Source organism: Streptomyces sp. NPDC004658 (genome assembly GCF_040609555.1).
In the GTDB taxonomy this organism is placed as follows: Bacteria; Actinomycetota; Actinomycetes; order Streptomycetales; family Streptomycetaceae; genus Streptomyces.
Window position 1 is genome coordinate 1 of sequence record NZ_JBEXKG010000125.1, and the last position, 22,729, is coordinate 22,729.

Annotated in this window: 21 protein-coding genes; 8 read left to right on the plus strand and 13 right to left on the minus strand. The window is 72.5% G+C overall.

Annotation, left to right across the window (positions count from 1 at the left end; translation table 11 throughout):
- From ABZV94_RS30790 to ABZV94_RS30800, 3 genes are all read left to right on the plus strand, one after another.
- Nucleotides 1-437: glycoside hydrolase family 15 protein (locus tag ABZV94_RS30790; protein ID WP_356346148.1), on the plus strand; the 437-nt coding region annotated here is incomplete at its 5' end.
- Between the two features lie 240 nt (nt 438-677).
- The gene (gene ctaD, locus ABZV94_RS30795; RefSeq protein ID WP_356346150.1) at nt 678-2,396 is read left to right on the plus strand and encodes a cytochrome c oxidase subunit I; all 1,719 of its coding nucleotides are present in this window, start codon (nt 678-680) and stop codon (nt 2,394-2,396) included.
- A complete protein-coding gene (locus ABZV94_RS30800; RefSeq protein WP_356346152.1) occupies nt 2,393-2,785 on the plus strand; it encodes a cytochrome c oxidase subunit 4 in 393 nt (130 codons plus the stop codon). The genes ctaD and ABZV94_RS30800 overlap by 4 nt, the downstream gene beginning before the upstream one ends.
- Before the next feature lie 106 nt (nt 2,786-2,891).
- Here ABZV94_RS30800 and ABZV94_RS30805 read toward each other — a convergent pair whose 3' ends face one another.
- The gene (locus ABZV94_RS30805) at nt 2,892-4,514 is read right to left on the minus strand and encodes a ubiquinol-cytochrome c reductase cytochrome b subunit (RefSeq protein ID WP_356346154.1); all 1,623 of its coding nucleotides are present in this window, start codon (nt 4,512-4,514) and stop codon (nt 2,892-2,894) included.
- Between the two features lie 225 nt (nt 4,515-4,739).
- Here ABZV94_RS30805 and ABZV94_RS30810 point away from each other — a divergent pair, with 225 nt between their 5' ends.
- Entirely contained in the window at nt 4,740-5,300 is a 561-nt protein-coding gene (locus ABZV94_RS30810) for a hemerythrin domain-containing protein (protein ID WP_356346156.1), read from the plus strand.
- A gap of 188 nt (nt 5,301-5,488) precedes the next feature.
- Here ABZV94_RS30810 and ABZV94_RS30815 read toward each other — a convergent pair whose 3' ends face one another.
- The 3 genes from ABZV94_RS30815 to ABZV94_RS30825 form a co-directional block, all read right to left on the minus strand.
- Nucleotides 5,489-5,947, minus strand: coding sequence for a protease inhibitor I42 family protein (locus ABZV94_RS30815; protein ID WP_356346159.1), 459 nt, complete (start codon nt 5,945-5,947; stop codon nt 5,489-5,491).
- Between the two features lie 285 nt (nt 5,948-6,232).
- Entirely contained in the window at nt 6,233-6,853 is a 621-nt protein-coding gene (locus tag ABZV94_RS30820; RefSeq protein WP_356346161.1) for a TetR/AcrR family transcriptional regulator, read from the minus strand.
- A gap of 88 nt (nt 6,854-6,941) precedes the next feature.
- Nucleotides 6,942-7,394, minus strand: coding sequence for a MarR family winged helix-turn-helix transcriptional regulator (locus tag ABZV94_RS30825; RefSeq protein ID WP_356346163.1), 453 nt, complete (start codon nt 7,392-7,394; stop codon nt 6,942-6,944).
- Nucleotides 7,395-7,641: 247 nt separating this feature from the next.
- Between ABZV94_RS30825 and ABZV94_RS30830 the strand changes: the two genes are divergently transcribed.
- On the plus strand, nt 7,642-8,547 hold the full coding sequence (locus ABZV94_RS30830) for an NmrA family NAD(P)-binding protein (RefSeq protein WP_356346165.1): 906 nt from the start codon (nt 7,642-7,644) through the stop codon (nt 8,545-8,547).
- A gap of 322 nt (nt 8,548-8,869) precedes the next feature.
- Here the strand turns inward: ABZV94_RS30830 and ABZV94_RS30835 are convergent, their stop codons facing one another.
- Both ABZV94_RS30835 and ABZV94_RS30840 read right to left on the minus strand, forming a co-directional pair.
- A complete protein-coding gene (locus ABZV94_RS30835) occupies nt 8,870-9,487 on the minus strand; it encodes a VOC family protein (RefSeq protein ID WP_356346166.1) in 618 nt (205 codons plus the stop codon).
- 24 nt (nt 9,488-9,511) lie between these two features.
- Entirely contained in the window at nt 9,512-10,264 is a 753-nt protein-coding gene (locus tag ABZV94_RS30840; RefSeq protein WP_356346169.1) for an SDR family oxidoreductase, read from the minus strand.
- Nucleotides 10,265-10,703: 439 nt separating this feature from the next.
- Here ABZV94_RS30840 and ABZV94_RS30845 point away from each other — a divergent pair, with 439 nt between their 5' ends.
- A complete protein-coding gene (locus ABZV94_RS30845) occupies nt 10,704-11,807 on the plus strand; it encodes a winged helix DNA-binding domain-containing protein (protein ID WP_356346171.1) in 1,104 nt (367 codons plus the stop codon).
- A 16-nt stretch (nt 11,808-11,823) separates the two neighbouring features.
- Here the strand turns inward: ABZV94_RS30845 and ABZV94_RS30850 are convergent, their stop codons facing one another.
- A complete protein-coding gene (locus ABZV94_RS30850) occupies nt 11,824-12,324 on the minus strand; it encodes an SRPBCC domain-containing protein (RefSeq protein WP_356346174.1) in 501 nt (166 codons plus the stop codon).
- Between the two features lie 57 nt (nt 12,325-12,381).
- Nucleotides 12,382-13,191, minus strand: a complete 810-nt coding sequence (locus tag ABZV94_RS30855; protein WP_356346177.1) for a LytTR family DNA-binding domain-containing protein — start codon at nt 13,189-13,191, stop codon at nt 12,382-12,384.
- Between the two features lie 144 nt (nt 13,192-13,335).
- On the opposite strand from ABZV94_RS30855, the gene ABZV94_RS30860 reads away from it, so the two are divergent.
- The gene (locus ABZV94_RS30860; RefSeq protein ID WP_356346180.1) at nt 13,336-13,647 is read left to right on the plus strand and encodes a methyltransferase domain-containing protein; all 312 of its coding nucleotides are present in this window, start codon (nt 13,336-13,338) and stop codon (nt 13,645-13,647) included.
- A gap of 3 nt (nt 13,648-13,650) precedes the next feature.
- On the plus strand, nt 13,651-14,379 hold the full coding sequence (locus tag ABZV94_RS30865) for an NUDIX domain-containing protein (protein ID WP_356346182.1): 729 nt from the start codon (nt 13,651-13,653) through the stop codon (nt 14,377-14,379).
- Nucleotides 14,380-14,462: 83 nt separating this feature from the next.
- On the opposite strand, the gene ABZV94_RS30870 is transcribed toward ABZV94_RS30865, so the two are convergent.
- The 5 genes from ABZV94_RS30870 to ABZV94_RS30890 form a co-directional block, all read right to left on the minus strand.
- The gene (locus ABZV94_RS30870; RefSeq protein WP_356346184.1) at nt 14,463-16,874 is read right to left on the minus strand and encodes a glycosyl hydrolase family 65 protein; all 2,412 of its coding nucleotides are present in this window, start codon (nt 16,872-16,874) and stop codon (nt 14,463-14,465) included.
- Entirely contained in the window at nt 16,871-18,952 is a 2,082-nt protein-coding gene (locus tag ABZV94_RS30875) for a xanthine dehydrogenase family protein molybdopterin-binding subunit (RefSeq protein ID WP_356346186.1), read from the minus strand. Before ABZV94_RS30875 ends, ABZV94_RS30870 begins: the two co-directional genes overlap by 4 nt.
- Before the next feature lie 27 nt (nt 18,953-18,979).
- Entirely contained in the window at nt 18,980-19,975 is a 996-nt protein-coding gene (locus ABZV94_RS30880) for a xanthine dehydrogenase family protein subunit M (RefSeq protein WP_356346188.1), read from the minus strand.
- Entirely contained in the window at nt 19,976-20,503 is a 528-nt protein-coding gene (locus ABZV94_RS30885; protein WP_030657264.1) for a 2Fe-2S iron-sulfur cluster-binding protein, read from the minus strand. It lies immediately after the preceding gene.
- 95 nt (nt 20,504-20,598) lie between these two features.
- Entirely contained in the window at nt 20,599-22,725 is a 2,127-nt protein-coding gene (locus ABZV94_RS30890; protein WP_356346191.1) for an RICIN domain-containing protein, read from the minus strand.
- Nucleotides 22,726-22,729 lie beyond the last annotated feature (4 nt).

A 22,729-nucleotide genomic window follows, 5' to 3' on the forward strand; every position in this document is an offset into this window, starting at 1 on the left:
ACGCCGGCGGCCGCTGGCGCCGGGCCGCCGACGACGAGGGGCCGGAGGCCGCGCTGCTCACGCCGCTTGCCCGGGGCTGCCCGTCCGCCGACGACCCGAGCAGCGCGGCCACCCGCCGCTTCATCGAGGACGAACTGGCCGAGGACGGCTACCTCTACCGCTTCCGCCGCCCCGGCATCCCCCTGGGCGAGGCAGAGGGGGCGTTCCTGCTCTGCGGGTTCACCATGGCGCTGGCCACCGACCACCTCGGCGACCGGACCGGCGCGCTGCGCTGGTTCGAACGGACGCGCGCGGCCTGCGGGCCGTCGGGGCTGTTCGCGGAGGAGTACGACGTACGTCAGCGCCAGCTGCGCGGCAACCTGCCCCAGACGTTCGTCCACGCCCTCCTGCTGGAGTGCGCCGTGCGCCTCAACGACGCGTCGGCGCTGCCGCCCTGAGCCGGGGCGCGGTACGTCGGCCCCGGGGGTTGCCCCGGTACCTCGGACCTGAACCAAGGTGTCGGGGCGCTCCGTGTCCTCCGTGTCCTCGGCCTCCGTGTCGGCTGAGCAGCCCCCTTGGGCCGAACGGCCGACGGCGCGGCCGGTGAGGCGGACATGTTTGCCGACGAGGCGTGGTGGCTAACCCCCTCGGGTTCGTCACGGATGCCGGCTCACCGGCGCACCGCCTGGAGGGCGCACATGTCGAAGACGCACCCGGGGCTGGGGCGGGAAGATGACACCTCCCGCGGCCCCCGCGTGCACACGGGTGACAGGATCAGGGACTACCTGACGACCACCGACCACAAGAAGATCGGGAATCTCTACCTCGTCACGTCGTTCGGCTTCTTCCTCGTCGCCGGTCTGATGGCGATGCTGATGCGTGCCGAACTTGCCCGGCCGGGGCTCCAGATCGTCTCCGCGCAGCAGTACAACCAGCTGTTCACGATCCACGGCACGATCATGATGCTGCTCTTCGCGACGCCGACCTTCACCGGCCTCGCGAACGCCATCATGCCCCTGCAGATCGGGGCTCCCGACGTGGCGTTCCCCCGGCTCAACGCGCTGACCTACTGGCTGTTCCTCTTCGGGGGCCTCACGGTTCTGTCCGGATTCCTGCTCGGCAACGGCCCCGCCGACTTCGGCTGGTTCGCCTACTCCCCGCTGAACGACGCGGTGCACAGTCCCGGCCACGGCGGTGACGTGTGGGCGATGGGGCTCGTGCTCTCCGGTGTGAGCACCACGCTGGGCGGCGTCAACTTCATCGCGACGATCGTCTGCCTGCGCTGTCCGGGCATGACGATGTTCCGGATGCCGATCTTCACCTGGAACGTGCTGTTCACCTCGATCCTCGTCCTGCTCGCGTTTCCTCCGTTCACGGCCCTCCTGCTGGCTCTGATGGCCGACCGGCAGTACGGCGCGCACATCTTCGACTCGACCACCGGCGGGGCCCTGCTGTGGCAGCACCTGTTCTGGTGGTTCGGCCATCCGGAGGTGTACATCGTGGCGCTGCCGTTCTTCGGCGTCGTCACGGAGATCATCCCGGTGTTCAGCCGCAAGCCGGTGTTCGGCTACGTCGGCATGGTCGGCGCGACCATCGCGATCACCATGTTGTCGGCCAGCGTATGGGCCCACCACATGTTCGCCACGGGTGCGGTTCTCCTGCCGTTCTTCTCCTTCATGTCCTTCCTCATCGCCGTGCCGACCGGCGTGAAGTTCTTCAACTGGATCGGGACGATGTGGTCCGGCAGTCTCTCCTTCGAGACACCCATGCTGTGGGCGCTCGGTTTCCTCGTCACCTTCCTTCTCGGGGGACTCAGCGGTGTCCTCATCGCCTCACCCGCCCTGGACTTCCACCTGACCGACACCTATTTCATCGTCGCCCACCTGCACTACGTCCTGTTCGGAACGATCGTCTTCGCCATGTTCGGCGGCTTCTACTTCTGGTGGCCCAAACTGACGGGCCGCATGCTCGACGAACGCCTCGGAAAGATCCACTTCTGGACCCTGTTCGTGGGCTTCCAGACCACGTTCCTCGTCCAGCACTGGCTGGGCGAGAGCGGGATGCCGCGGCGCTATGCCGACTACCTGGCCGCCGACGGCTTCACCGCCCTGAACACCATTTCGTCGATCGGTGCCTTCCTGCTCGGGTTCTCCACCCTTCCGTTCCTCTACAACGTCTGGAAGACCGCCCGGTACGCCCCGAAGGTGGACATGGACGATCCCTGGGGGTACGGCCGGTCACTCGAATGGGCCACCTCATGTCCCCCGCCCCGGCACAACTTCACCGCCCTGCCGCGGGTCCGGTCCGACTCACCGGCCTTCGACCTGCACCACCCGGAGTTCAAGGAGCAACTGCCCCAGCAGGCACGCGGAGCCGTCGAGGCGACCCCCGACCCCGAAGGGAAACAGAGCGAATGAAGTCCGAGGCGTACCTCTTCGCGGGCGTGGCCGTCTTCTTCCTGGTCACCGACGTCGCCTACATCTGGTTCGCGCGGGAGCCCGCGGGTATCGCGGCTCTCAGCGTCTCCTTCCTCATGGCGTCGGTGATCGCCTTCTTCTCGATGGTCAACCACCGGCGCAAGGGCTCCCGTCCCGAGGACCGTTCCGACGCGGAGATCCAGGAGCGCAGTGGCCGCATCGACTTCTTCCCCCCGCACAGCCGGCACCCGGTGGTGACCGCCGCCGGCGCCACGCTGGTGGCCAACGGGATCGTGTACGGGGACTGGCTGATCCTGATGGGTCTCGGTGTCCTGGGGCTCGGTGTCTTCGGCCTCGTCTTCCAGTACGGCGGACGCGAGAGCGAGTGAGGCGGGCGGCGAGGCTTCCTGTCGCCGCCGTGCCGTCCCCCGGGCACCCGGCACCCGGCACCCGGCACCCGGCACCCGGCACCCGGCACCCGGCACCCGCGGAGGCTCAGCCCGTCTCCCGCTCTTCCCCGACGCCGCCCGCCACCGGATCGGCGATGCGCGAGCTGACCTGGAGGCGTTCCTCCGCGGTGGCCGGCATGTCGACCCGGTCGCCGTAGTACCAGGAGTTCAAGGAAGCCCGGAGCCTGCTCAGCAACGGCGCCCGCCGCCCCGGGTGTTCCATCGGTCGCGGGATGTCGCGCACCAGCAGCTTGTAGCGCTGCTCCGCGCCCAGCGGTGCATGCTGCTCGCTGATCCCGCCCGCCAGGTCCTGATACACCTCACCGGTCTCCTCGCCCTCTTCCAGCAGTTGCCGGTCGTGCCGTTGCAGGGCCAGGCAGACACGCTTGGTCACCAGGAAGGAGAGGACCGGCAGAACGAACAGGGCGACCCGGAAGATCCAGGTCAGCACGTTGACGGAGACGCCGAACCAGACGGTCATCACGTCGTTGCCCCCGGCCATGAGCAGTACCGCGTACCAGGCGATGGCCCCGACACCGAGTCCGGTCCGGGTGGGCCGGTCACGCGGCCGGTCGCACAGATGGTGCTCCACCAGGTCACCGGTCACCCAGCGCTCGAAGAAGGGGTACAGGTAGAGCACCAGGAACAGCAGGGCCGGCAGCACGACAGCGGGCAGCAGGACGTTCCACATGAAGGTGTGCCCGGCGACGTTCCATTCGACGCCGGGCATCAGCCGGAGGGCTCCTTCGAGGAATCCGACGTACCAGTCGGGCTGGGCATCGGTGGAGACCTGGTCGGGCACGTAGGGACCGAAGAGCCAGACAGGGTTGATCTGGGCGAGCCCGCCCATGAGGGCGGTGACGCCGGCGACCATCAGCGACAGCCCGGCCGACCTGACGGCGAACGAGGGGAACATCGGCTGACCGACGACGTTGCGGTTGGTCTTGCCGCGTCCGGCCCACTGCGTGTGCTTCAGGTACACCACCAGGATCAGGTGCACGGTGATCAGAGCGAGCAACGCGCCGGGGACGAAGAGCACGTGGACGATGTACAGGCGCCGGTTCATCGCGGTCCCGGGGAAGGAGCCGCCCCACAGGAGGAAGCTCAGATAGGTGCCGACGACCGGGATCGACAGGACGATGGAGTTGGCGGTGCGCAGACCCGTACCGGACAGCAGGTCGTCCGGCAGCGAGTAGCCGCAGAAACCCTCCAGCAAGGACAGCAGGAACAGCGTCACGCCGATGATCCAGTTCAGCTCCCGGGGCCTGCGGAAGGCACCGGTGAAGAAGACCCTCAGCATGTGGACTCCGATGGCGGCCACGAAGACGAGCGCCGACCAGTGGTGCATCTGACGGATCAGCAGACCGCCGCGCACGTCGAAGCTGATGTGGAGGGTCGACTCGTACGCCTTCGAGACGAGCAGCCCCTGCAAGGGCTCATAGGAGCCGTGGTACGGCACCCTGGCGACACTGGGATCGAAGTAGAGCGTCAGGTAGGTCCCCGTCAGCACGAGGACGACGAAGCTGTAGAGCGCGATCTCCCCCAGCAGGAACGACCAGTGATCGGGGAAGGCCTTGCGCAGCAGCCGGGCGGCCAGTTCCGACACGGGCGAGCGCCGGTCGGTCGCGACGTACGCCCGGAACCCCGTCTGCCGTGCCCACGCCCTCATCCTCTCCCTGCGCCGCCGTAGTAGCACGCCCGACCACTCCTCTTCCGCCCGGCCCTCGTGTGCGCCGCACGGCCCGACGGCTCGCGCGACGGGCGCTCGGATACCCGAAGGCCGCATTCCTCAACCAGCCCCGCCCGCGTGGCCGGAATGAAACGGCGGCGGTGCGGGCATTCAGGAGCGGCACCTGCCGGTGATCACCGGTGCCTCGCCTTTCAGGGAGCTCGAGTGGGGAGTGACGGCGGCATCATCGAACAGCTCGCGGCGGACCACCGCGCGATCCAGGGCCTTCTCGACCGGGTGCGGTCCGCACCACCCGGCAGTGACGAGCGCACGTCACTCGTGGAACAGGTCAGCGGCCGCCTGGTGAGCCATCTGGTGGCGGAGAAGGAGAGTCTGTACCCGCTCGTGCACCGTTACGTCGTGGACGGCGACAAGGGGGTGAACGAGCTGCTCGCCGTCGACGAGGACATCCAGCGGACACTGAAGTCCCTCGAGACCGTCCCGGCACGCAGCGAAGAGTACGTGCACCTCCTGCTGGGCCTCGTCTCGGGCGTCACCGAGCACGTGGTGGGGCTGGAACAGCGGTTGTTCCCCCGCCTTCAGGCCATGGGCCCCGCAGCCGCCCTGCGCGAGGCGGGGGCCGACACCCGCCGCACGCGAGCCGTCGGACCCACCCGGCCCCGCCCTGACGCCCCCGACTCGCCGGCCCTCACCAGGCTCACCTCCGCCGTCTGGGGCCCGTGGGACCGTCTGCGCGACCGGCTGGGACGCCGCGGGCTTCGGTGAACCGGCCTGCGCGGCCGGGGGCGCCAGGAGCAGGGACCGGTGGCTCCACCGCTCCACTCGCAGCGAGGCCCCTGATGTCGGTGGCGCGACCTCGCCCACCAGGACGGCCGCCGTCCGGCCGGACAGGGGCTCGGCAGCTCGGGGGCGCGGACCGGCCCGCCGGCGCGCACGGTGTCGGCCAGGGCCGCTCAGTCGACGGTGACGGTGTAGGTGATGCGCTCGGGGGCCCGGGTGGGGGTGGCCGTCCCCGTGCTCGGGGTGGCGGAGGGTCCGGTCGTCTCGGGCGGCCGGGTGGAGGTGTTGCCCTGGCAGGTGGTGAACGTGCAGTGCAGCAGCGTGAACCGGGTGGTCCCCTTGCCCTTGGCCTCGAAGGTGAAGGTGAGCCGGCCGCCGGCACCGTCCACCGGCTCGCCGCCGGAGTCCGGCGCGTGCTGCTGACCCCGGCCGACCAGCACCGAGCGGTCGGGCTCGGGGTCGACCAGGTACCAGTACTCGCGGGTGGAGGCGTTCTGGTCGACGGTGAGCGTGAAGCGCTCGCCCGGCTCGGCAGTGATGCTGGTGTCGTTCACCGGGTGGCTCGTGGGGCGGCCGGCCGGTTCGTCGGCGCCCGAGCCGCAGCCCGTGGAGAGGGCGAGCAGCGCGGCCATCGCGATCGCGGCACCGCAACCGCCCCTGCTACCGCGGAAGTGTGGCCGTTGACGCAGTCGTCCTCGCTGACTCACGCGGTCGAGCCCCAGGGGTCGTACACCGGAAGCTCGGCAACGCGTGCGGGTGCCTTGACCTGGTCGCCCTGCGAGCCCACCGTGTCTCCCCCGTGCCCATCGACCGTGACCGCGGGCAGGGTAACACGCACCGATCGAGCCGCAACTCGCGGGAGCGTGCGGCGCGTTCGTGCCGGCCGGTTGCGGGCGCGCCCGCTGGGCCGGGGCGCGTCAGGGGCTGACGGCCGCCGTGTCCGTCCGGCGGGCGGAAAGCAGCGACAGGCAGTTCTCCCACAGGGCGTCGAGGTGCCGGGTGTCGTTGTAGAGCTTGGCGAACAGCACCTGGCCCTCCAGCTGGGCGACGATCGACCGGGCGGCCTCCCGGGCGCTGCCGACGCTCGCCTCACCGCGCTCCTGCGCTTCGACGACGACCTTCTCGACCATCTCGACCTGGGCCTCGAAGATCTGCTGCAGGCGTTCGCGGATGGGCTCCGTCTGGTTGCTCAGCTCCAGGGTGAGGTTGCCGAACATGCATCCGGAGACGGTTCCGCAGCTCTGCTGACCGGCGCGCAGGCCGGCCTCGGTCTCCTCGAACAGCCGGCGCAGCCGCGACAACGGCTCACCGTCTGCCCGGAGGACCCGGGCCCAGTCACCGCGCTGGGTCTCCCAGTGCTGGTCGAGGACGGCCAGGGCAAGAGCCTCCTTGGACTCGAAGAAGTAGTAGAAGCTGCCCTTCGGCACCCCGGCGGCCTTGCAGATCTCGGCCACACCCAGCGCCGAGTAGCCGCGCAGCTCGATGAGCGACTGCGCGGCGGCCAGGATCTTCTCCTTCGCATCACTGCTACGTCCCATGAGGCAAGTGTACGACCGGTCGTCTACACCGGCGTGCCGGTCCCCCGCCCTCCGGCGCGGCACCCGGGGCCGGCTGGGTGCCCCTCCGTCACTCGGCCCAGGGTTGGAATCCGGTGCCGAGGACGCCTTCGAGCGTGGCACGGAGCCGGGCCGCCTCCTCGCGCCCGAAGCTGTCCTCGAACTGGGACTGCACGGTGCGCCAGTACGGGAGGGCGGCCTTCATCCGGGCGAGGCCGTCCTCGGTGAGGGTGACGATGCGGGCCCGGCGGTCCGTCGGCGAGGGTTCGACCGTGACCAGGCCCTCGCGCGCGAGAGGTTTGAGATTGGTGGCCAGGGTGGTGCGGTCCATGGCGATCATCTCGGCGAGGCTGGAGATGGTGATCTTCTCTTGGGTGCTCAGCTTCTGCAGGATGCTGAACTGCGTCGCTCGCAGACCCGTCGGGGCAAGCGCCTTGTCATAGGTGGCGCCGAGGTATCGGGACGCCTTGCGCAGGGCCAGGTTGTTGCACAGCTCGACGGTGTCTGTCTCGGGGCGAGTCATGATCTCCTCCGGATACCGGAATCCACGTACGAGTATATGCACCTAACCGCGCGGGCGTCCGGTCCGGCCCCGCCCGGCCTCCCGCCGTCCGGCCGCGACGCCCCCTCGGCACGGGCGTACGCTCGAAGGGCGCCCGCAAGGGGCCGGTGCCGCGCGGCCGGCCATTGTACTTACCCCATTAGGAGCATATGCTCCTAATGGCCGCGTGCACGCGGTGTCCGCCCCCCACACAGAAGGTGCCCAGCTGATGACCGGAAGCAATCTCGTCCTGATCACAGGAGCGGGCGACGTGGGCCGCAACGCCGTCGCGCGACTGCGGGCCCAGGACGTCCCCGTGCGCGTCATGGTGCGCCGGGACGACGACCGTGCCGCGCACCTGCGCGCCCTCGGCGCGGACACCGTCCTCGGTGACCTCACGCGCCCGGAGACCGTCGCCGCCGCCCTGGAGGGCGTGGACACCCTGTACTTCGCCATGCCGGTGTCGCCCGACCACCTCCTCGCGGCGACCGTCGTGGCGAGCGTCGCGCGGGAGTACGGCAAACTGGGCGCTCTCGTCGGCCTGTCGCAGATGACGGTGTCGCAGATGACCGCCACCAGCACGGCCGAGTCCCACCAGCAGCGGCTGCACTGGCTGGCCGAGCAGGTGCTGAACTGGTCCGGCCTGCCCGTCGTACACATCCGGCCGACGTCGTTCCTGGACAACCCGCTGTTCACCACGCTGCCGGCGCGGACCATCCGCGAGAACGGCACGATCGTGCTGCCGTTCGGGGCGGGACGCACGTCGCCGATCGCCGTGGACGACGTCGCCCGCACGGTCGCGACCGTGCTGCGCGACCCCCTGCCGCACGTGGGACACGTCTACGAGCTGACCGGGCCGCGCACGGTCGACATGACGGAGATGGCCGAGGCCTTCTCCAAGGCGCTGGGCCGGCCGGTGTCGTACGTGGACGTGCCGCTCGACCGGTGGCGCGAGGAGGTGCTCTCCGCGATCGGCCTGCCGCCGCACGTCGAGCAGCACATCGTCACCATGTGCCGACTGCACCAGCAGAACCGCTACGACCGGGCCTCCGGCGACGTCGAGCGTCTGACCGGCGCCCCCGCCCGGACGATCGAGGAGTTCGTGGCGGCTCGCAAGGACTTCTACCTGGGCTGACGGATGCCTCGGGCGGCTCACCGCTCAGAGGGAGGCAGGCCGTATCACCTGGGCCGGCCCCTGTGGTGTGTCCCGCACCTCCAGAGGCGGGCCCGGGTCGCACCGATAGGTCCGTCGACGGTGACCTCGCCCGTCGCCTCGGGCAGCGGCAGATGCCCGGTCCGGCCGTCGGCCGGTCCGCCCGCGAGGGTCACGAGGACAGTGATCGAACTCGGGTCCATCGAAGTCGCCGCCTCCCCACGCTGATGTCACCGTGCATCCTGCCAGGGCCGGGGTGAGGGACGTACGCGTTCCAGGACTCCGGGTCCACCGGCGGCCGGATTCAGGAGGGCGGTTCCGTTCCGGCCTGCTCGCTGACCAGGTAGCGCGCGTACCAGTCCGGCCAGTCCGGGTCGTCCGCCCCGGTGCGCGCCTCGTGCTCGCCATGTGCCGCGGCGGCCCGCCGCAGGGCGCTCGCCAGGTCGTCGGCCGAGGAGAACGAGGTGGTCGCGGGGTCCAGCCGCCCCGGCAGCCGGGTGGTCACCTCCTGGAGGAACCAGCCGTTGCCGTCCGGGTCGCTGAAGGTCAGGTAGGAGCCGTAGCTGCCGCGTTTCGGATCGGGGCCGGGCACCCGGGCCTCGGTGCCGGCGTGGTGGAAGATCCCGCCGGCGTCGTGGAACACCTCGCTCGGGTCGGCGCCGTGCCGCGTCAGCTCCTCATGGGCGGCCTCGATGTCGTCGACGACCAGGTACAGGCCCTGGGCCGAGCCGGGGGGCCGGTCGGTGACCGATCGGCCGAAGATGACCGACGCCGGGGAACCCGGAGGGGTCACCTGCACCACCCGGAAGTCGTCCTCGGGGGCGAAGTCCCCGTCGAGCCTCCAGCCGAGCCCGGTGTAGAAGTCCTTGGCGCGGTCCACGTCGGCCACCGGCACGACGACGATCTCCAGTTTCATGTCCATGGCTTGCGTTTCCCGTCTCGGTGCTCAGTGGGTCACGAGTTGCTGGCCGCCGTCGATGTCGTACGTCGCTCCGGTGAGCGCGCCGTTGGTCATGATGTGCAGCGCGAGGGCGGCGACGTCCGCCGGTCCGACCACCCGTCGGATGGGCAGGGTCCGCCTCAGTTCCTCGCGCCGGGCCTCCAGTCGGTCACCGAGGAGGGAGGCCGACAGCGGGGTGTCCACGAACCCGGCCGCGATCAGGTTGACCCGGACCGGGGCGACCTCCAGTGCCAGGTTGGCGGTCAGCGCGGGCAGCGCGGCGGTGAGGGCGCCCGTCACGGCCATTCCGGGGGCGGGCCGGCGCCCACCGGTGCCGCCGATGAACAGCAGCGTCCCCCCTGCCGTGACCTTCTCCCGGCTCGCCCGCGCCACCGCGAGCAGCATCGCGATGCGCCCGCCGAAGGCACGGCCGGCGTCGGTCAGGTCGAGGTCGTCGAGGGGGGTGTACGACGGGCTGCCCGCCGTGACCATCACATGGTCGACCTGACCGGGCAACTCGCCGAGAAACCCCTCCAGACGGGCGGTGTCCTGGGCGTCGAACGCGGCCGTGTGCCGCGGGCCCAGTTCGTCCGCCGCCCGCCGCAGGCGTTCGGCGTCGCGCGCGACGAGCACCAGCTCGCCGCCGGCCGCACGCACCTGGCGCGCGGTCTCCAGGCCGATGCCGCCGCTGCCTCCCACCACCACGACCGTCTGCCCGGCCAGTGCCCCGCGCGTTCCGCCGGCTCCTTCTCCGGTCACGCTCACAGCGTGTCACCGCCCTCTCCGCCCGGTTGCCGTACGTGCATCCGCCCGGGGCTTCCGCCGGCTCGACGCGCAGACGCGGAGACCCCGGTCGCGGGCCGTGGGGAGCACGGTGCGCATGTGGTCGAGCAGGCCGACGCCTCCGTACAGCGCTGAGGAGGTCGCAGAAGTCATGGACGGTTCCCATCCGGCAGGCGCACGGGCAGGCCCCGAGCCGGCTGCCGCGGGCCTCCGGCTCCGAGGCTTCAGTCTGTCACTCGTCCCGCCGGACGGCATCCGCGCCGGTGGCGCCCGGACCGGGGCCGCGGTCGGCTGCGGAGCCGGTCCGCCGCAGGGCAGCCGCCCGGGCACGCACCGTCACCGGCAGCGGGCTCCCGCGGTGAGGCCCCCGTGCCCTAGCTTGCCGCTGTGAGCGTCACCCGATCCGAGGAGCGACATGACCGACGTCCTGAGCCGTCGCGCACTGAACCGGGCCACCCTGGCCCGGCAGTTGCTGCTGGAGCGGGCGCACACGTCCGTGGCCGACGCCGTGGAACGCCTGCTCGCCCTGCAGGCCCAGCAGCCGGGTTCGCCGTTCCTCGCCCTGTGGAACCGGCTGGCCGGGTTCCGCGCCGACGATCTGCGCGCGGCCCTGGACAAGCGCGAGGTGGTACGGGCCACTTACGTCCGGGCCACCCTGCACCTGCTCAGCGCCCGCGACTACCTGGCCTTCCGCGCGCTGGTGGAGCCCTCCCTGGTGGCCGCGGCGGCCGGCGTCACCCGGCGGATCCCCGGCCCGGAGATCGACCAGGAGCGTCTGGTGGCCGTGGCCCGGGGTGTCCTGGCCGCCGGGCCGCTGGACTTCGCGGCGATCCGGGAGCGGATGCAGCGCGCGTTCCCCGACGCCGATGCCCGGGCGCTCGGGTACGGGGTGCGCATGAACCTGCCGTTGGTCATGGTGCCGACGGCGGACCGGTGGGCGTTCCCCGCCTCCAGCGAGGTGACCATGGCCGGGTCCTGGCTCGGCTCCGAGCCGGCCGCGACGAGCTCGGCGGAGGACTTCGTCCGCCGCTACCTGGCCGCGTACGGCCCGGCCGGCCCCGCCGACCTGCGCGAGTTCAGCTGGCTGAAGGCGGCGGAGGTGTTCGAGCGGCTCGCGCCACAGCTGCGCGCGTTCACCACCGAGGACGGCCAGGTGGTGTACGACCTCCCCGACGCGCCGCGCCCCGACCCGGACACGCCGGCGCCGGTCCGCCTGCTGCCGGAGTTCGACAGCCTGGTCCTCGCCCACAAGGACCGGAGCCGGATCGTGCGCACCGAGTACCGGCCCCGGCTGATCACCAGGAACCTGCGGGTGCCGGCGTCCTTCCTGTGGGACGGGTTCGTCGCCGGCACCTGGGCGACGACCCGGCGCAGGACGGCGGTCACCCTCACTCTCACCCCGTTCGAGCGCCTGCCCGCCCGGGCCGTGCGGCAGTTGACCGCCGAGGCCGGGCGGGTGCTGGAGTTCACGGACCCGGGGATCGCCCGGCGGGACGTGGTGGTGGCACCGGTCGCATGACCCCGGCACCGGGGTGTCAGGACGGGACGCGCAGGCCGTGGTGGCGGTCGGGGTTCACGACCGTCGACAGGCCGTTGAGCAGAAGGCGCGTGCCGCCGCGCAGGTGGGCGACGTCCTGGGTGCCGTCCCCGGTCGGCACGAGCCAGGTGTACTGCTCGGTCCACGTCAGCCGGGAGCCGGCGGGCTCGTCGGCGAGTTCGACGGTGACGAGGGAGATCCAGCGGCGGCTGCCGTCGACCTCGGCCTCGTAGACGTGGACGATCCGGGTGTCCGGCACGATGTCCAGGAACCGGGAGCGGTAGGCGAGGTGTTCCTCGGTGTCCCCGGAGACGAAGACGTTGCGGGCGGTCTCGCCGGCGCCGACCCGGAAGTCCAGTTCGTGCCGGGCGGTGGCGGAGCCGCCGGGGAGGCGGAACCAGCGCCGCCGCAGGGACGGGTCGGAGAAGCCGCGGAAGACCTCGGACCGGGGCACCGTGAAGTCCAAGTCCAGGGTGAACGAGCCGTGTTGGGCACTCATCCGGCGAACCTAACACGCGCGGCGGCCGGGACGGGCGACGGCGCCTCCAGGCGGTCTTCAGCGCATCCGGCCCGTCGCGCGGCCCGCCAGCAGGTCGCGCAGCTCACGGGCGTTGCGGCGGCTGACGGCGAGTACCCGGTCACCGATCCGGACGCTCACGTTGCCGCCGTCCAGGCGGAGTTCCTCGATCCGGCCGAGGGCGACGAGCCGGCTGCGGTGGATGCGGACGAAGCCGCGCGAGCGCCACTGCTCCTCCAGGGTGGACAGCGGTATCCGCACCAAGTGGCTGCCCTGGCCGGTGTGCAGCCGCGCGTAGTCGCCCTGCGCCTCGACATGGGTGATGTCGGCGAGGGGCACGAACCGGGTGACCCCGCCCAGTTCCACGGGCACCTGGTCGCCGAGGGCGGGTGCCGCGGGTGCGGGCGGCGCCGGGGCGGCCGGGCGGGGGCCCTGTCCGGCCCGGACCAGCTCGGCGACCCGCCGTACCGCCTCGGCGAAGCGCTCCTTGCGGAGCGGCTTGAGCAGGTAGTCCACCGCCTTGAGGTCGAAGGCGCGCACGGCGAAGTCCTCGTGGGCGGTGACGAAGACGACGAGCGGCGGGGCGGCGAACCCGCCCAGCAGCCGGGCGAGTTCGAGGCCGCTGAGGCCCGGCATGTCGATGTCGAGGAAGACGACGTCGAAGCCCTCCGTACCGTCCGGGCCCGCCGCCATGGCCCGGCTCAGCCGGCGCAGCGCCTCGGTGGCCTCCAGGGCGGGCACGGCGGTGCCGACCCGCGGGTCCTCCCCCAGCAGGTAGACCAGTTCTTCCAGCGCGGGTTCCTCGTCGTCCACGGCCAGGACGCGCAAGGGCGCGTCGGTCACCCTCATGTGCGGCGGCTCCTCTCGTCCTCGACCGCTCATCCATGGTGGTCCCGCCGGAGTGTGCCGTCGAGATCGCGGACGGCGGTGTGTCCCGGCCGTGACCAGGTCATGATCCCCTTGTCCGCGTATCGACCGTCATGAGGAGGCCCGGTGGCACAGCTGAAGCCCGAGGAGTGGGACGCGCACTACGCGCGCGGCGGCCGGTTCCGGCCCCTGGGCCCCGCCGAGCGCCGGCTGCTCGCCGAGCACCTGCCGGCACCGGCGGGCGGGCGCTGCCTGGACGTCGGCTGCGGGCTCGGCGAACTCGCCCGCCATCTGGCCGCGTCCGGGTACCGGGTGGACGCCGTGGACCGGTCCGCCGTCGCGCTCGCCGAGGCCCGGAGCGCCGGCGCGACCGGGGTGACGTACCGGCGGCTGGACGTCGAACGCGACAGCCTGGACCAACTCCCCCACAACACCTAAGACTTGATCACGGTCAGGCTCGGCTGGGCGTTCGTCCGCGACCGCACCCGGGTGCTGGGCCGGCTGCGGGAGCGGCTGCGTCCCGGCGGCGCGCTCTGCGTGATCACCCCGGTGGTGGGCGCCGTGCCGGAGCGGGAGCGGGGCGTGGCCCTGGACGAGGAGGAGATCGGGCTGCTGTGCGCGGGCTGGGAGTCCGCGGGGCGGTACGACGCCGACGGCCTGGCCCTGCTCGTGCTGCGCGGCCCCGCTGCCCCCCAACTGGTCTGCGCCGGCAAGGGGCGGCCCGCTCCGCACGCGCTGACCGGGGCCGGTGTCGTCGTCACGGACGCGGCGGGGCGGGTGCTGCTGGGCTGGTCGGTGCGGGGGGTCTGGGAGCTGCCGGGCGGCAAGAACGAGCCGGGCGAGGACTTCGCCGCGGCGGCCGTGCGGGAGCTGGAGGAGGAGACGTCCCTGAAGGCCGATCCCGCCGCCGCGCGGGTGCGGGCGGTCCTGATGGACTCCGTGGACGGCATGCCCCGGGTGACGGCCGCCGTCCGGGTCACGGCGTTCACCGGCGAGCCGGCCGTCACCGAGCCACGGCTGGTCCGCCGCTGGGAGTGGCACGAACCCGCCGACCTCCCCGGCCTCACCCGGCCGCTGTTCACACCGAGCGCGCACGTCCTGGACGCGGTGTGGCCGGGACTGCTGCCGGGCCTGCCGCCGGTGCACCGGTACCGGGTGGCGGACGCCTGATGCCACACCGGGACCGCACGCGCCGGGCGTGTGCGCCGTGAGCGGTACCCGGCCACCGCGGCCTGCCCGCACACGGCCGGGGGTCAGTCCGGCAGCACCAGGCGGGCCGTCTCCCCCGGGCCCACCGGTACCACGCGGTCGCGCAGGCGGATGTCGATCGGTGAGCGGTCGGAGTCCGGTACGGCGATCTCCAGCAGGCCGCTGCGCAGGCGCAGCCGGACGCCCCAGTGGCCGCGGTAGCGGATGCCGAAGCCGTAGGAGGACAGCTCGGGCAGCGGGACGGGGTCGAGGCACAGGCCGCCGCCGCGGGTCTCCAGGCCGGTCAGTCCGCGCTGGACGAGGTCGAGCGTGCCGGCCATCGCGCCGAGGTGGACCCCCTCGCCGGTGGTGCCGCCCTGGAGGTCGGCGATGTCGCCGCGCAGCGCCTCCTGGACGAAGCTCCAGGCGTCGGAGCGGCGGGCCCGGGCCAGTATCCAGCCGTGGACCAGGCCGCTGAGGGTGGAGCCGTGACTGGTGCGGTGCAGATAGTGGTCCACGGTCGCGAGCCAGGTGTGCTCGTCCAGGTGATAACCCAACTGCTGGAGGAGGGAGCGGAGTTCGGAGGGGGAGAAGAGATAGCCGAGCATCAGTACGTCGGCCTGTTTGGAGGCCTTGTAGCGGTTGACGGTGTCGCCCTCCGCCTCCAGGATCCGGTCTAGGCGCCGGATGTCGCCGTACCGCCCCCGGTAGCCGGCCCAGTCCAGTTCGGCGAGGTCGCCGTAGCCGTCGAACTGGCTGATCACCCCGTCGTGGAAGGGGACGTGCAGGCGGCGGGAGACCTCCGTCCAGCGGGCGGGTTCGTCCTCGCCGAGCCCGGTCAGCTCGGTGAGTTCGCGGCGGCGCGGCTCGGGCAGGCCGTGCAGCAGTTCCAGGGCGCGGGTGAGCACCCAGGCGGCGGTGACGTTGGTGTAGGCGTTGTCGTCCAGGCCGGGCAGGGCCGCGCCGGGGTAGGCGTCGTGGTACTCGTCGGGGCCGACCACGCCCCGGATGCGGTACCGGCCGAGGTGGTCGTCCCAGGTCGCCGACTGCCCCCAGAAGCGGGCGATCTGGAGGAACACCTCGGCGCCCTCGCCGTGCAGGAACTCGGTGTCGCCGGTCGCCTCGCAGTACTGCCAGACGTTGTAGGCCACGGCCGAGCCGACGTGGTGCTGGAGCCGGGAGTGGTCCGGCAGCCAGCGGCCGGAGCGCGGGTTGAGGTGCAGCTGCTGGGTCTCCTCGCGGCCGTCGCTGCCGCTCTGCCACGGGTAGAGCGCGCCGCACCGGCCGATGTCGCGGGCCGCGTGACAGGCGGCGTCCAGGCGGCGGTGGCGGTAGCGGAGCAGTGCGCGGGAGACCTCGGGGAGGTGGAGGTTGAGGTAGGGCAGGACGAACAGCTCGTCCCAGAAGACATGGCCCCGGTAGGCCTCGCCGTGCAGGCCGCGGGCGGGAACGCCGACGTCTAGGTCGGCGGTGTGCGGCGAGAGGGTCTGGAGCACGTGGAACAGGTGCAGGCGCAGGATGCTGCCCGCCTCGCCGGGCACGTCGAGCGCGGTGCGCCGCCACAGCTGCTCCCAGGCGGCGCGGTGCGTCTCGCGCAGTTCGTCGAAGCCGGGGGCGGCACCGGCCCGGTCCGCGGCGGCGCGCAGCGGGTCGCTGATGGCCGGGTCGCGGGAGGTGTGCAGGGCGACGGTCTTGTCGACGGTCGCGGTCCGGCCGGGCGGCAGGGACAACCGGAGCAGCTGGACGGCGCGGTGGGCCTCGTTGGCGTGCGTGACCGGCACGCCCGCGGTCAGCCGCGCGGCCAGTCCGAAGCCGATGCCGGAGGTCCGGGTGCGGCAGCGCAGCCAGACCGTGCCGGGCGCGCTGGTGCCGACCTCGATGTGGCTGAGGTGCCGGCCGTCCAGGTCCCGGTAGCGGGCGACGCCGGCGTTGGTGACGCGCCCGTCGAGCGCGGCCTCGACGTCCAGCTCGACGGTGCGGCCCTCGGCGGTGAACTCGGTGCGCAGCGCGGCGAGATGGGGGTCGGCGAGGTGGACCAGCCGGACCTGCCGGACGAGGAGGGTGGCGTCGGGGCCGACCGGGTAGCGGGTACGGCGTTCCAGCAGGCCGGGGTCCAGGTGGAGCACCTGGTGGTGCTCGGTGACGGGCACGGTGTCCGGGGCGAGCCAGTCCGTTCCGGCGGGCCGGAAGCGCAGCGGCAGCCAGTTGGGCAGGTTGACCATGTCCTCGTTCTCGACCCGGCGCCCGGCGACCTCGGAGGTGAGCCGGTTGTAGCAGCCGGCCGCGTAGGTGCCCGGGTAGTGCACGTCGTCCGCGGTGCACTCGGGCAGCGCCCCCCGGGTGGCGAAGTAGCCGTTGCCGAGGGTGCACAGCGACTCCCGCAGGCGTTCCTCCGCGGGCCGGTAGCCGTCGTACTCCCAGACGTGCTCCCACGGGTACTCCCAGGGGTGCTCCCACACGGGCCCCGTCACCGTCACCCCTCGGACAGCAGGCCGGCGAGGATCCGGTCGGGGGTGAGGGGGAGGGTGCGGAATCGGATGCCGGTGGCGTGGTGGACGGCGTTGCCCAGGGCGGCGGCGGTGCCGACGATGCCGATCTCGCCGATGCCCTTGCTGCCCATGGGGTTGAGGTGGGTGTCGTGTTCGTCGATCCAGTCGGCCTCGATGGCGGGGACGTCGGCGTGGACGGGCACGTGGTAGGAGGCGAGGTCGGCCTCGGGGAAGTCGCCGAACGCCGGGTCCAGGGTGCTGTGCTCGGTGAGGGCCATGCCGAGGCCCATGACCATGGCGCCGGTGAACTGGGAGCGCGCGGTGCGGGCGTTGAGGATCCGCCCGGCGGCGAAGACGCCGAGCAGCCGGCGCACCCGGATCTCGCCGGTGACGGTGTCGACGGCGACCTCGGCGAAGTGCGCGCCGAACGCGTGCCGGGCGTAGGGGCTTTCGGCGTCGGCGGTCCCGGTGGTGTCGGCGCGGACCGTCGGCCCCTCCTCGGGATGGGCGGCGAGCCGGGTGCACGCCTCGTGCACGGCCCAGCCCCAGGAGGCGGTGCCCATGGAGCCCCCGGCCAGCGGGGCCGGCGGCAGATCGGTGTGGCCGATCTCGGTGCGCACCCGCTCCAGCGGGACGCCGAGGGCGTCGGCGGCGATCTGGGCGAGGACGGTACGGGCTCCGGTGCCGATGTCGGCCGCGTTGACCCGGACGACGAAGGTGCCGTCGGGGCGGGCCTCGGCGGTGGCGGTGGACGGGGCGACCTGCACGGGGTAGGTGGCGGCGGCCACGCCGGTGCCGATCAGCAGCGGGCCCTCGCGGCGGACGCCGGGGCGCGGGTCGCGGCCGGCCCAGCCGAAGCGGCGGGCGCCCTCGCGCAGGCACTCCACGAGGTGCCGGCTGCTGAACGGCTTGCCGCTGCCCGGTTCTTGCGCCGGTTCGTTGCGCACGCGCAGCTCCACCGGGTCCAGGCCGAGCGCGTCGGCGAGTTCGTCCATGGCGGACTCCAGGGCGTACATGCCGGGTGACTCGCCGGGAGCCCGCATCCAGGACGGGCTGGGCACGTCCAGCGGCACGACGTGGTGCACGCTGTGCAGGTGGGGGGTGGCGTACATGACGCGGGAGACCACCGCGGCGTACTCCACGAACTCCTTCACGCGGGAGGTGTGGGTGGTGACGTCGTGCAGCACGGCGGTGAGCCGGCCGTCCGGGTCCGCGCCGAGCCGCAGCCGCTGCACGGTGGGGGCGCGGTGGCCGACCGTGGTGGGCAGGTACCGGCGGGGGTAGGCCACGGTGACGGGCCGGCCGGTGTGCCGGGCGGCCAGCGCGGCGAGGACGACGTCCGGGCGCGGGGTCCCCTTGGAGCCGAACCCGCCGCCGACGTGCTCGGTGACGACGGTGATCCGTTCCTCGGGCAGCCGGAACAGCTGCGCCAGCACGGACCGCACGGTCGTACCACCCTGGCTGGAGGTGTACGCGGTGAGCCGGTCGCCGTCCCAGTGCGCCGTGCTGGCGTGCGGCTCCATCGGGTGGTTGTGCAGCGGCGGCACCCGGTAGGTGACGTCGACGCGGACCTCGGCCGCGGCGAAGGCGGCCTCGGGGGCGCCGTGCTCGACCCGGCCGGGCTGGCCGCCCGCGTCCTGGGGTTCGTAGACGCCCGGGTGGCCCTCGACGGGGCCGGTGTCGTGGGGTGCGCCGGCGTAGGTGACCCGGACCGCGCGGGCGGCGGCGCGGGCCGCCTCCAGGGTCTCGGCGACGGCCAGGGCCACGCACCAGCCCCGGTGCGGCACGTCCGGGCTCTGGAGCACGGCGAGCGTGCCGTCCTCGGGCTCGGCGAGCCGGGGGGCGTCGAAGGGGGTGAGGACGGCGAGGACACCGGGCAGGGCGAGGGCCGCGGAGGTGTCGACGGCGGTGACCCGGCCCCGGGCGACCGCGGCGGGCACCGGCCAGGCGTGGGCGCGGCCGGGCAGGGTGTACTCGGCGGCGTAGCGGGCCGCGCCGGCGACCTTCTGGCGCCCTTCGCGGCGCTCGGCGGGGGCGCCCAGGGCGGTACCGGTCGTGCCGGTCATGGGGTCCTCCTGCTCTGCTGTGACGGCTCAGGCCACTGCCCGGGCCGGGGCGAGACGGTTCAGGACGTCCAGGGCGAGGTTGCGGGCCAGGGACACCTTGTAGGCGTTGTCCCGCAGCGGCTCGGCGTGCGCGAGTTCGAGGGCCACGGCCCCTTCGAAGGCGGCGGGCGTGGCGGGGGCGCCCAGCAGGGCCAGCTCGGTGTGCCGGGCCCGCCAGGGCCGGTGGGCGAGCCCGCCGAAGGCGACGCCCACCTGGTCGACGACGCCGTCCGCGACCCGCAGCAGGACGGCCACGGAGGCGAGCGCGAAGGCGTACGACGCGCGGTCGCGGGCCTTGCGATAGGCGGACGGGGCACCGGCGGTGGCGGCCGGGAGCAGCACGCCGGTGATCAGTTCGCCGGGGCGGATCCAGGTGTCCCGCTCGGGGTGCTCGCCGGGCAGCCGGTGGAAGTCGGCCACCGGCAGGCGCCGGGTGCCGTCGGTGCCGTACAGCTCGACCTGGGCGTCGAGGGCGGCGAGGGCGACGGCCATGTCGGAGGGGTGGGTGGCGATGCAGTGCGGGGAGTGGCCGAGGACGGCGTGGTCGCGGTGGACGCCGTCGCGGGCGCCGCAGCCGCTGCCCGGCAGCCGTTTGTTGCAGGGTTTGTCCAGGTCCTGGAAGTAGGGGCAGCGGGTGCGCTGGAGGAGGTTGCCGCCGGTGGTGGCGGCGTTGCGCAGCTGTGCGGAGGCGCCGGAGAGGAGGGCTTGGGACAGGGCGGGCCAGCGCGCGCGGACGCGCGGGTCGGCGGCGAGGTCGCTGTTGCGGACGGTGGCGCCGACCCGCAGGGAGCCGTCGGGCAGCTCCTGGACGCGGTCCAGCGGCAGCCGGCCGATGTCGATGAGCAGGGCGGGCCGCTCCACGCCGAGTTTCAGCAGGTCGACCAGGTTGGTGCCGCCGGCCAGGTAGCGGGCGCCGGGCTGGGCGGCGTAGGCCTCGACGGCCTCCTGGACGCTGCCGGGCCTGAGGTATCCGAAGCCGTTCACTCAGATCACGTCCTCGATCGCCTCGACGATGCGGGGATAGGCGCCGCAGCGGCACAGGTTGCCGCTCATCCGTTCGCGGATCTCGGGCCGGTCCAGCGGTACGGGTCCCTCGGTGGGGGCCGCCGGGTCGGTGACGTGGGAGGGGTGACCGGCCGCGGCCTCGGCGAGCATGCCCACCGCCGAGCAGAGCTGGCCGGGGGTGCAGTAGCCGCATTGGAAGGCGTCGCGGTCCAGGAAGGCCCGCTGGAGCGGGTGCGGCTCCTCGCGGTCGCCGCCCAGGCCCTCGACGGTGGTGACCTCGCTGCCGTCGAGGGTGACGGCGAGCAGCAGACAGCTGTTGAGGCGGCGCCCGTCGACCAGCACGGTGCAGGCACCGCACTGGCCGTGGTCGCAGCCCTTCTTGGAGCCGGTGAGGTCCAGGTCCTCGCGCAGCAGGTCCAGCAGCACGCGCCGGTGGTCGACGCGCAGGGTGTGGGGTTTGCCGTTGACCCGGAGGGTGACCTCGGAGTGGTGGGATGCGCTGGTCATGGCGGGGGATGACCTTCCGGACGGACGGTGGAGCCGTGCAGACCGCGTATCCAGGTCGCCCCGGGCTCACACGTCCGGAAGGTCATCCCGTTCGCTCACGGGTAGCGGACGAGGTTCGCGACGTTGGTCGTCGCGTTGGACGGTCCTCCGGTGTTGTTGACGACGTGACTGATGGTGCCGGTGCCGCCGAGGGAGACGGTCACCATGCTGGTGAAGCGGACGTTCGGGTTGTTCGGCGCCTCGATGGCGCGGGCGGCCGTCACGCTCGGGTTGACGTTGAAGTAGCAGTAGCTGCCGAGGCCGTACGCCTGGTGGCTGGTGACCGAGTCGGCGACCTTGTAGGCGGCGTAGCCCTGCGTGGAGCCGTTCATCCAGGCGGCCTGGTTCGGCGGGTCGTACGGCATCTCGTTCTGGAAGAAGTAGGTACGGCCGCCGTTGCCGTTCCAGACGGTCTGGTACTTCTGGAAGTGCTCCACGAACAGCCCGTACATGGTCACGTCGTCACCGTTGACGACCAGGCCGGTGTCGGCGGTGTTGCTGGTCCAGCCGACGCCGCTGCCGTGGTCGGCGCGCCAGATCCACATGTGGTCGCCGATGACGTTGTCGCTGTTGACGACGAGGCTGGTGGCGGCCTTGCCGACGCCGGCGCCGCCGACGCGGAAGTACACGTCGTGCAGGGAGGTCGGGTCGGCGGCGTGGGAGGCGGTGGAGCCGGCCGGCCCGACCTCGACCAGGGTCTTCGAGCTGGTGGTGCCGGCGTCGAAGAGCAGGCCCGCGATCTTCACGCCGTCGACGTCGGCGACGGACAGCGCGGTGATGCCGTTGTCCGGGACGAAGGTGGCGAGGCCGAGGCCGAGGACGACCGTGTCCGGGCGGGTCACCTTCAGGGTCTGGTCGAGGTGGTAGACGCCGGGGGTGACCAGCAGGTTCTGGCCGGCCGCCAGGGCCGCGTTGATCTGTGCGGCGGTGGCGCCGGGCTTGACGACGTAGAACTGGCTCAGCGGCAGCGAGCTGCCGGCCGGAGTGCCGCCCGCCCAGCTGGTCGCGGTGGAGTCGGTCCGCACGGACGGCACGAACACCTGGTAGTTCCCGGAGCCGTCGACGTACAGGAACGGCTTCTCCCGGGTGACCGGGCTCTGCGCGACGGTGGTGTACGGCGGGTTCGGGAAACTGGTGGCCGGGACGCCCTGGCTGCCGACGAACACCATGTTCCAGTTGGACCCCGTCCAGCTGCCGAGCTGGGAGTTGCGGGTCAGCCACTGCTGCTGCGAACCGGAGTTGACCTGCCCGTCGACCTTGCTGTCGGCGAGGTAGCCGCCGGAGGACCAGCCGCCGTCGTCCAGGGCGAGGTTGCCGCGCAGGTGCATCCGGCGGTAGGCCGCCGCCTGCGACACCGCCCAGCGGTCGCCGCCGCCGGTGGGGTTGACGGACAGGTTCTCGGCGCCGCGCCAGAAGTTCTGGGTGGCGTTGCCCTGGAACCAGTCGGCCTCGGCGTGCACCGCGCCGTTGACCGTGACCGCGTCCGGGGTCAGGCCGAGGCCGAGCACCTGGGTGTAGAAGCCGACGTTGACGTCGGCGTTGTAGGCGCCGGGCTTGAAGAGGACGGCGTAGCGCTGGGACCCGAACTGGTTGGTCTCCTGCTGCTTGAAGATCGTGTCCAGCTTGCCCTGGATGGTCGAGGAGGACATCGACGGGTCGAAGACGACGACGTTGGGGCCGAGGTCGGGGTTGCTCGTCGACTGGGTCACGGGGACCACCTGGAAGCGCTGGGCGGCGGTTCCGTTGCAGGTGTACTGCACGAACTGCACGCTGTCGGCGAGCGAGGCGCCGGGGTCGTCCAGGCACTTGCCGCTGTTGCGGTTGACGAAGTGGAAGGCGCCGCCGCCGTCGTCCACGGGCAGCCACTGCTGGTTGGCGCCGCCGCCGTAACTCCACAGGTGCACGGGCGCGTTGTCGGCGGTGGAGACGTCGGCGACGTCGGCCACCTGGTTGGTGTCGTTGCGGTTGTTGATGCGGACGTAGCCGTCGCCGGCGTCGGTGAAGCTCCACTGCTGGGCCGTGGTGCCGTTGCAGGCGTACTGCTGCACGGCGGTGCCGTTGGCGGTGGCGGCGGCCTTGGCGTCCAGACATCTGCCGCTCGCGGCGTTCACGACCGTGGCGAAGCCCGTGGGCAGGGCGGCGGCCCCGGCGGTGGCGGCGGGCGCGGGCGCCGCCGTGAGCAGAGCG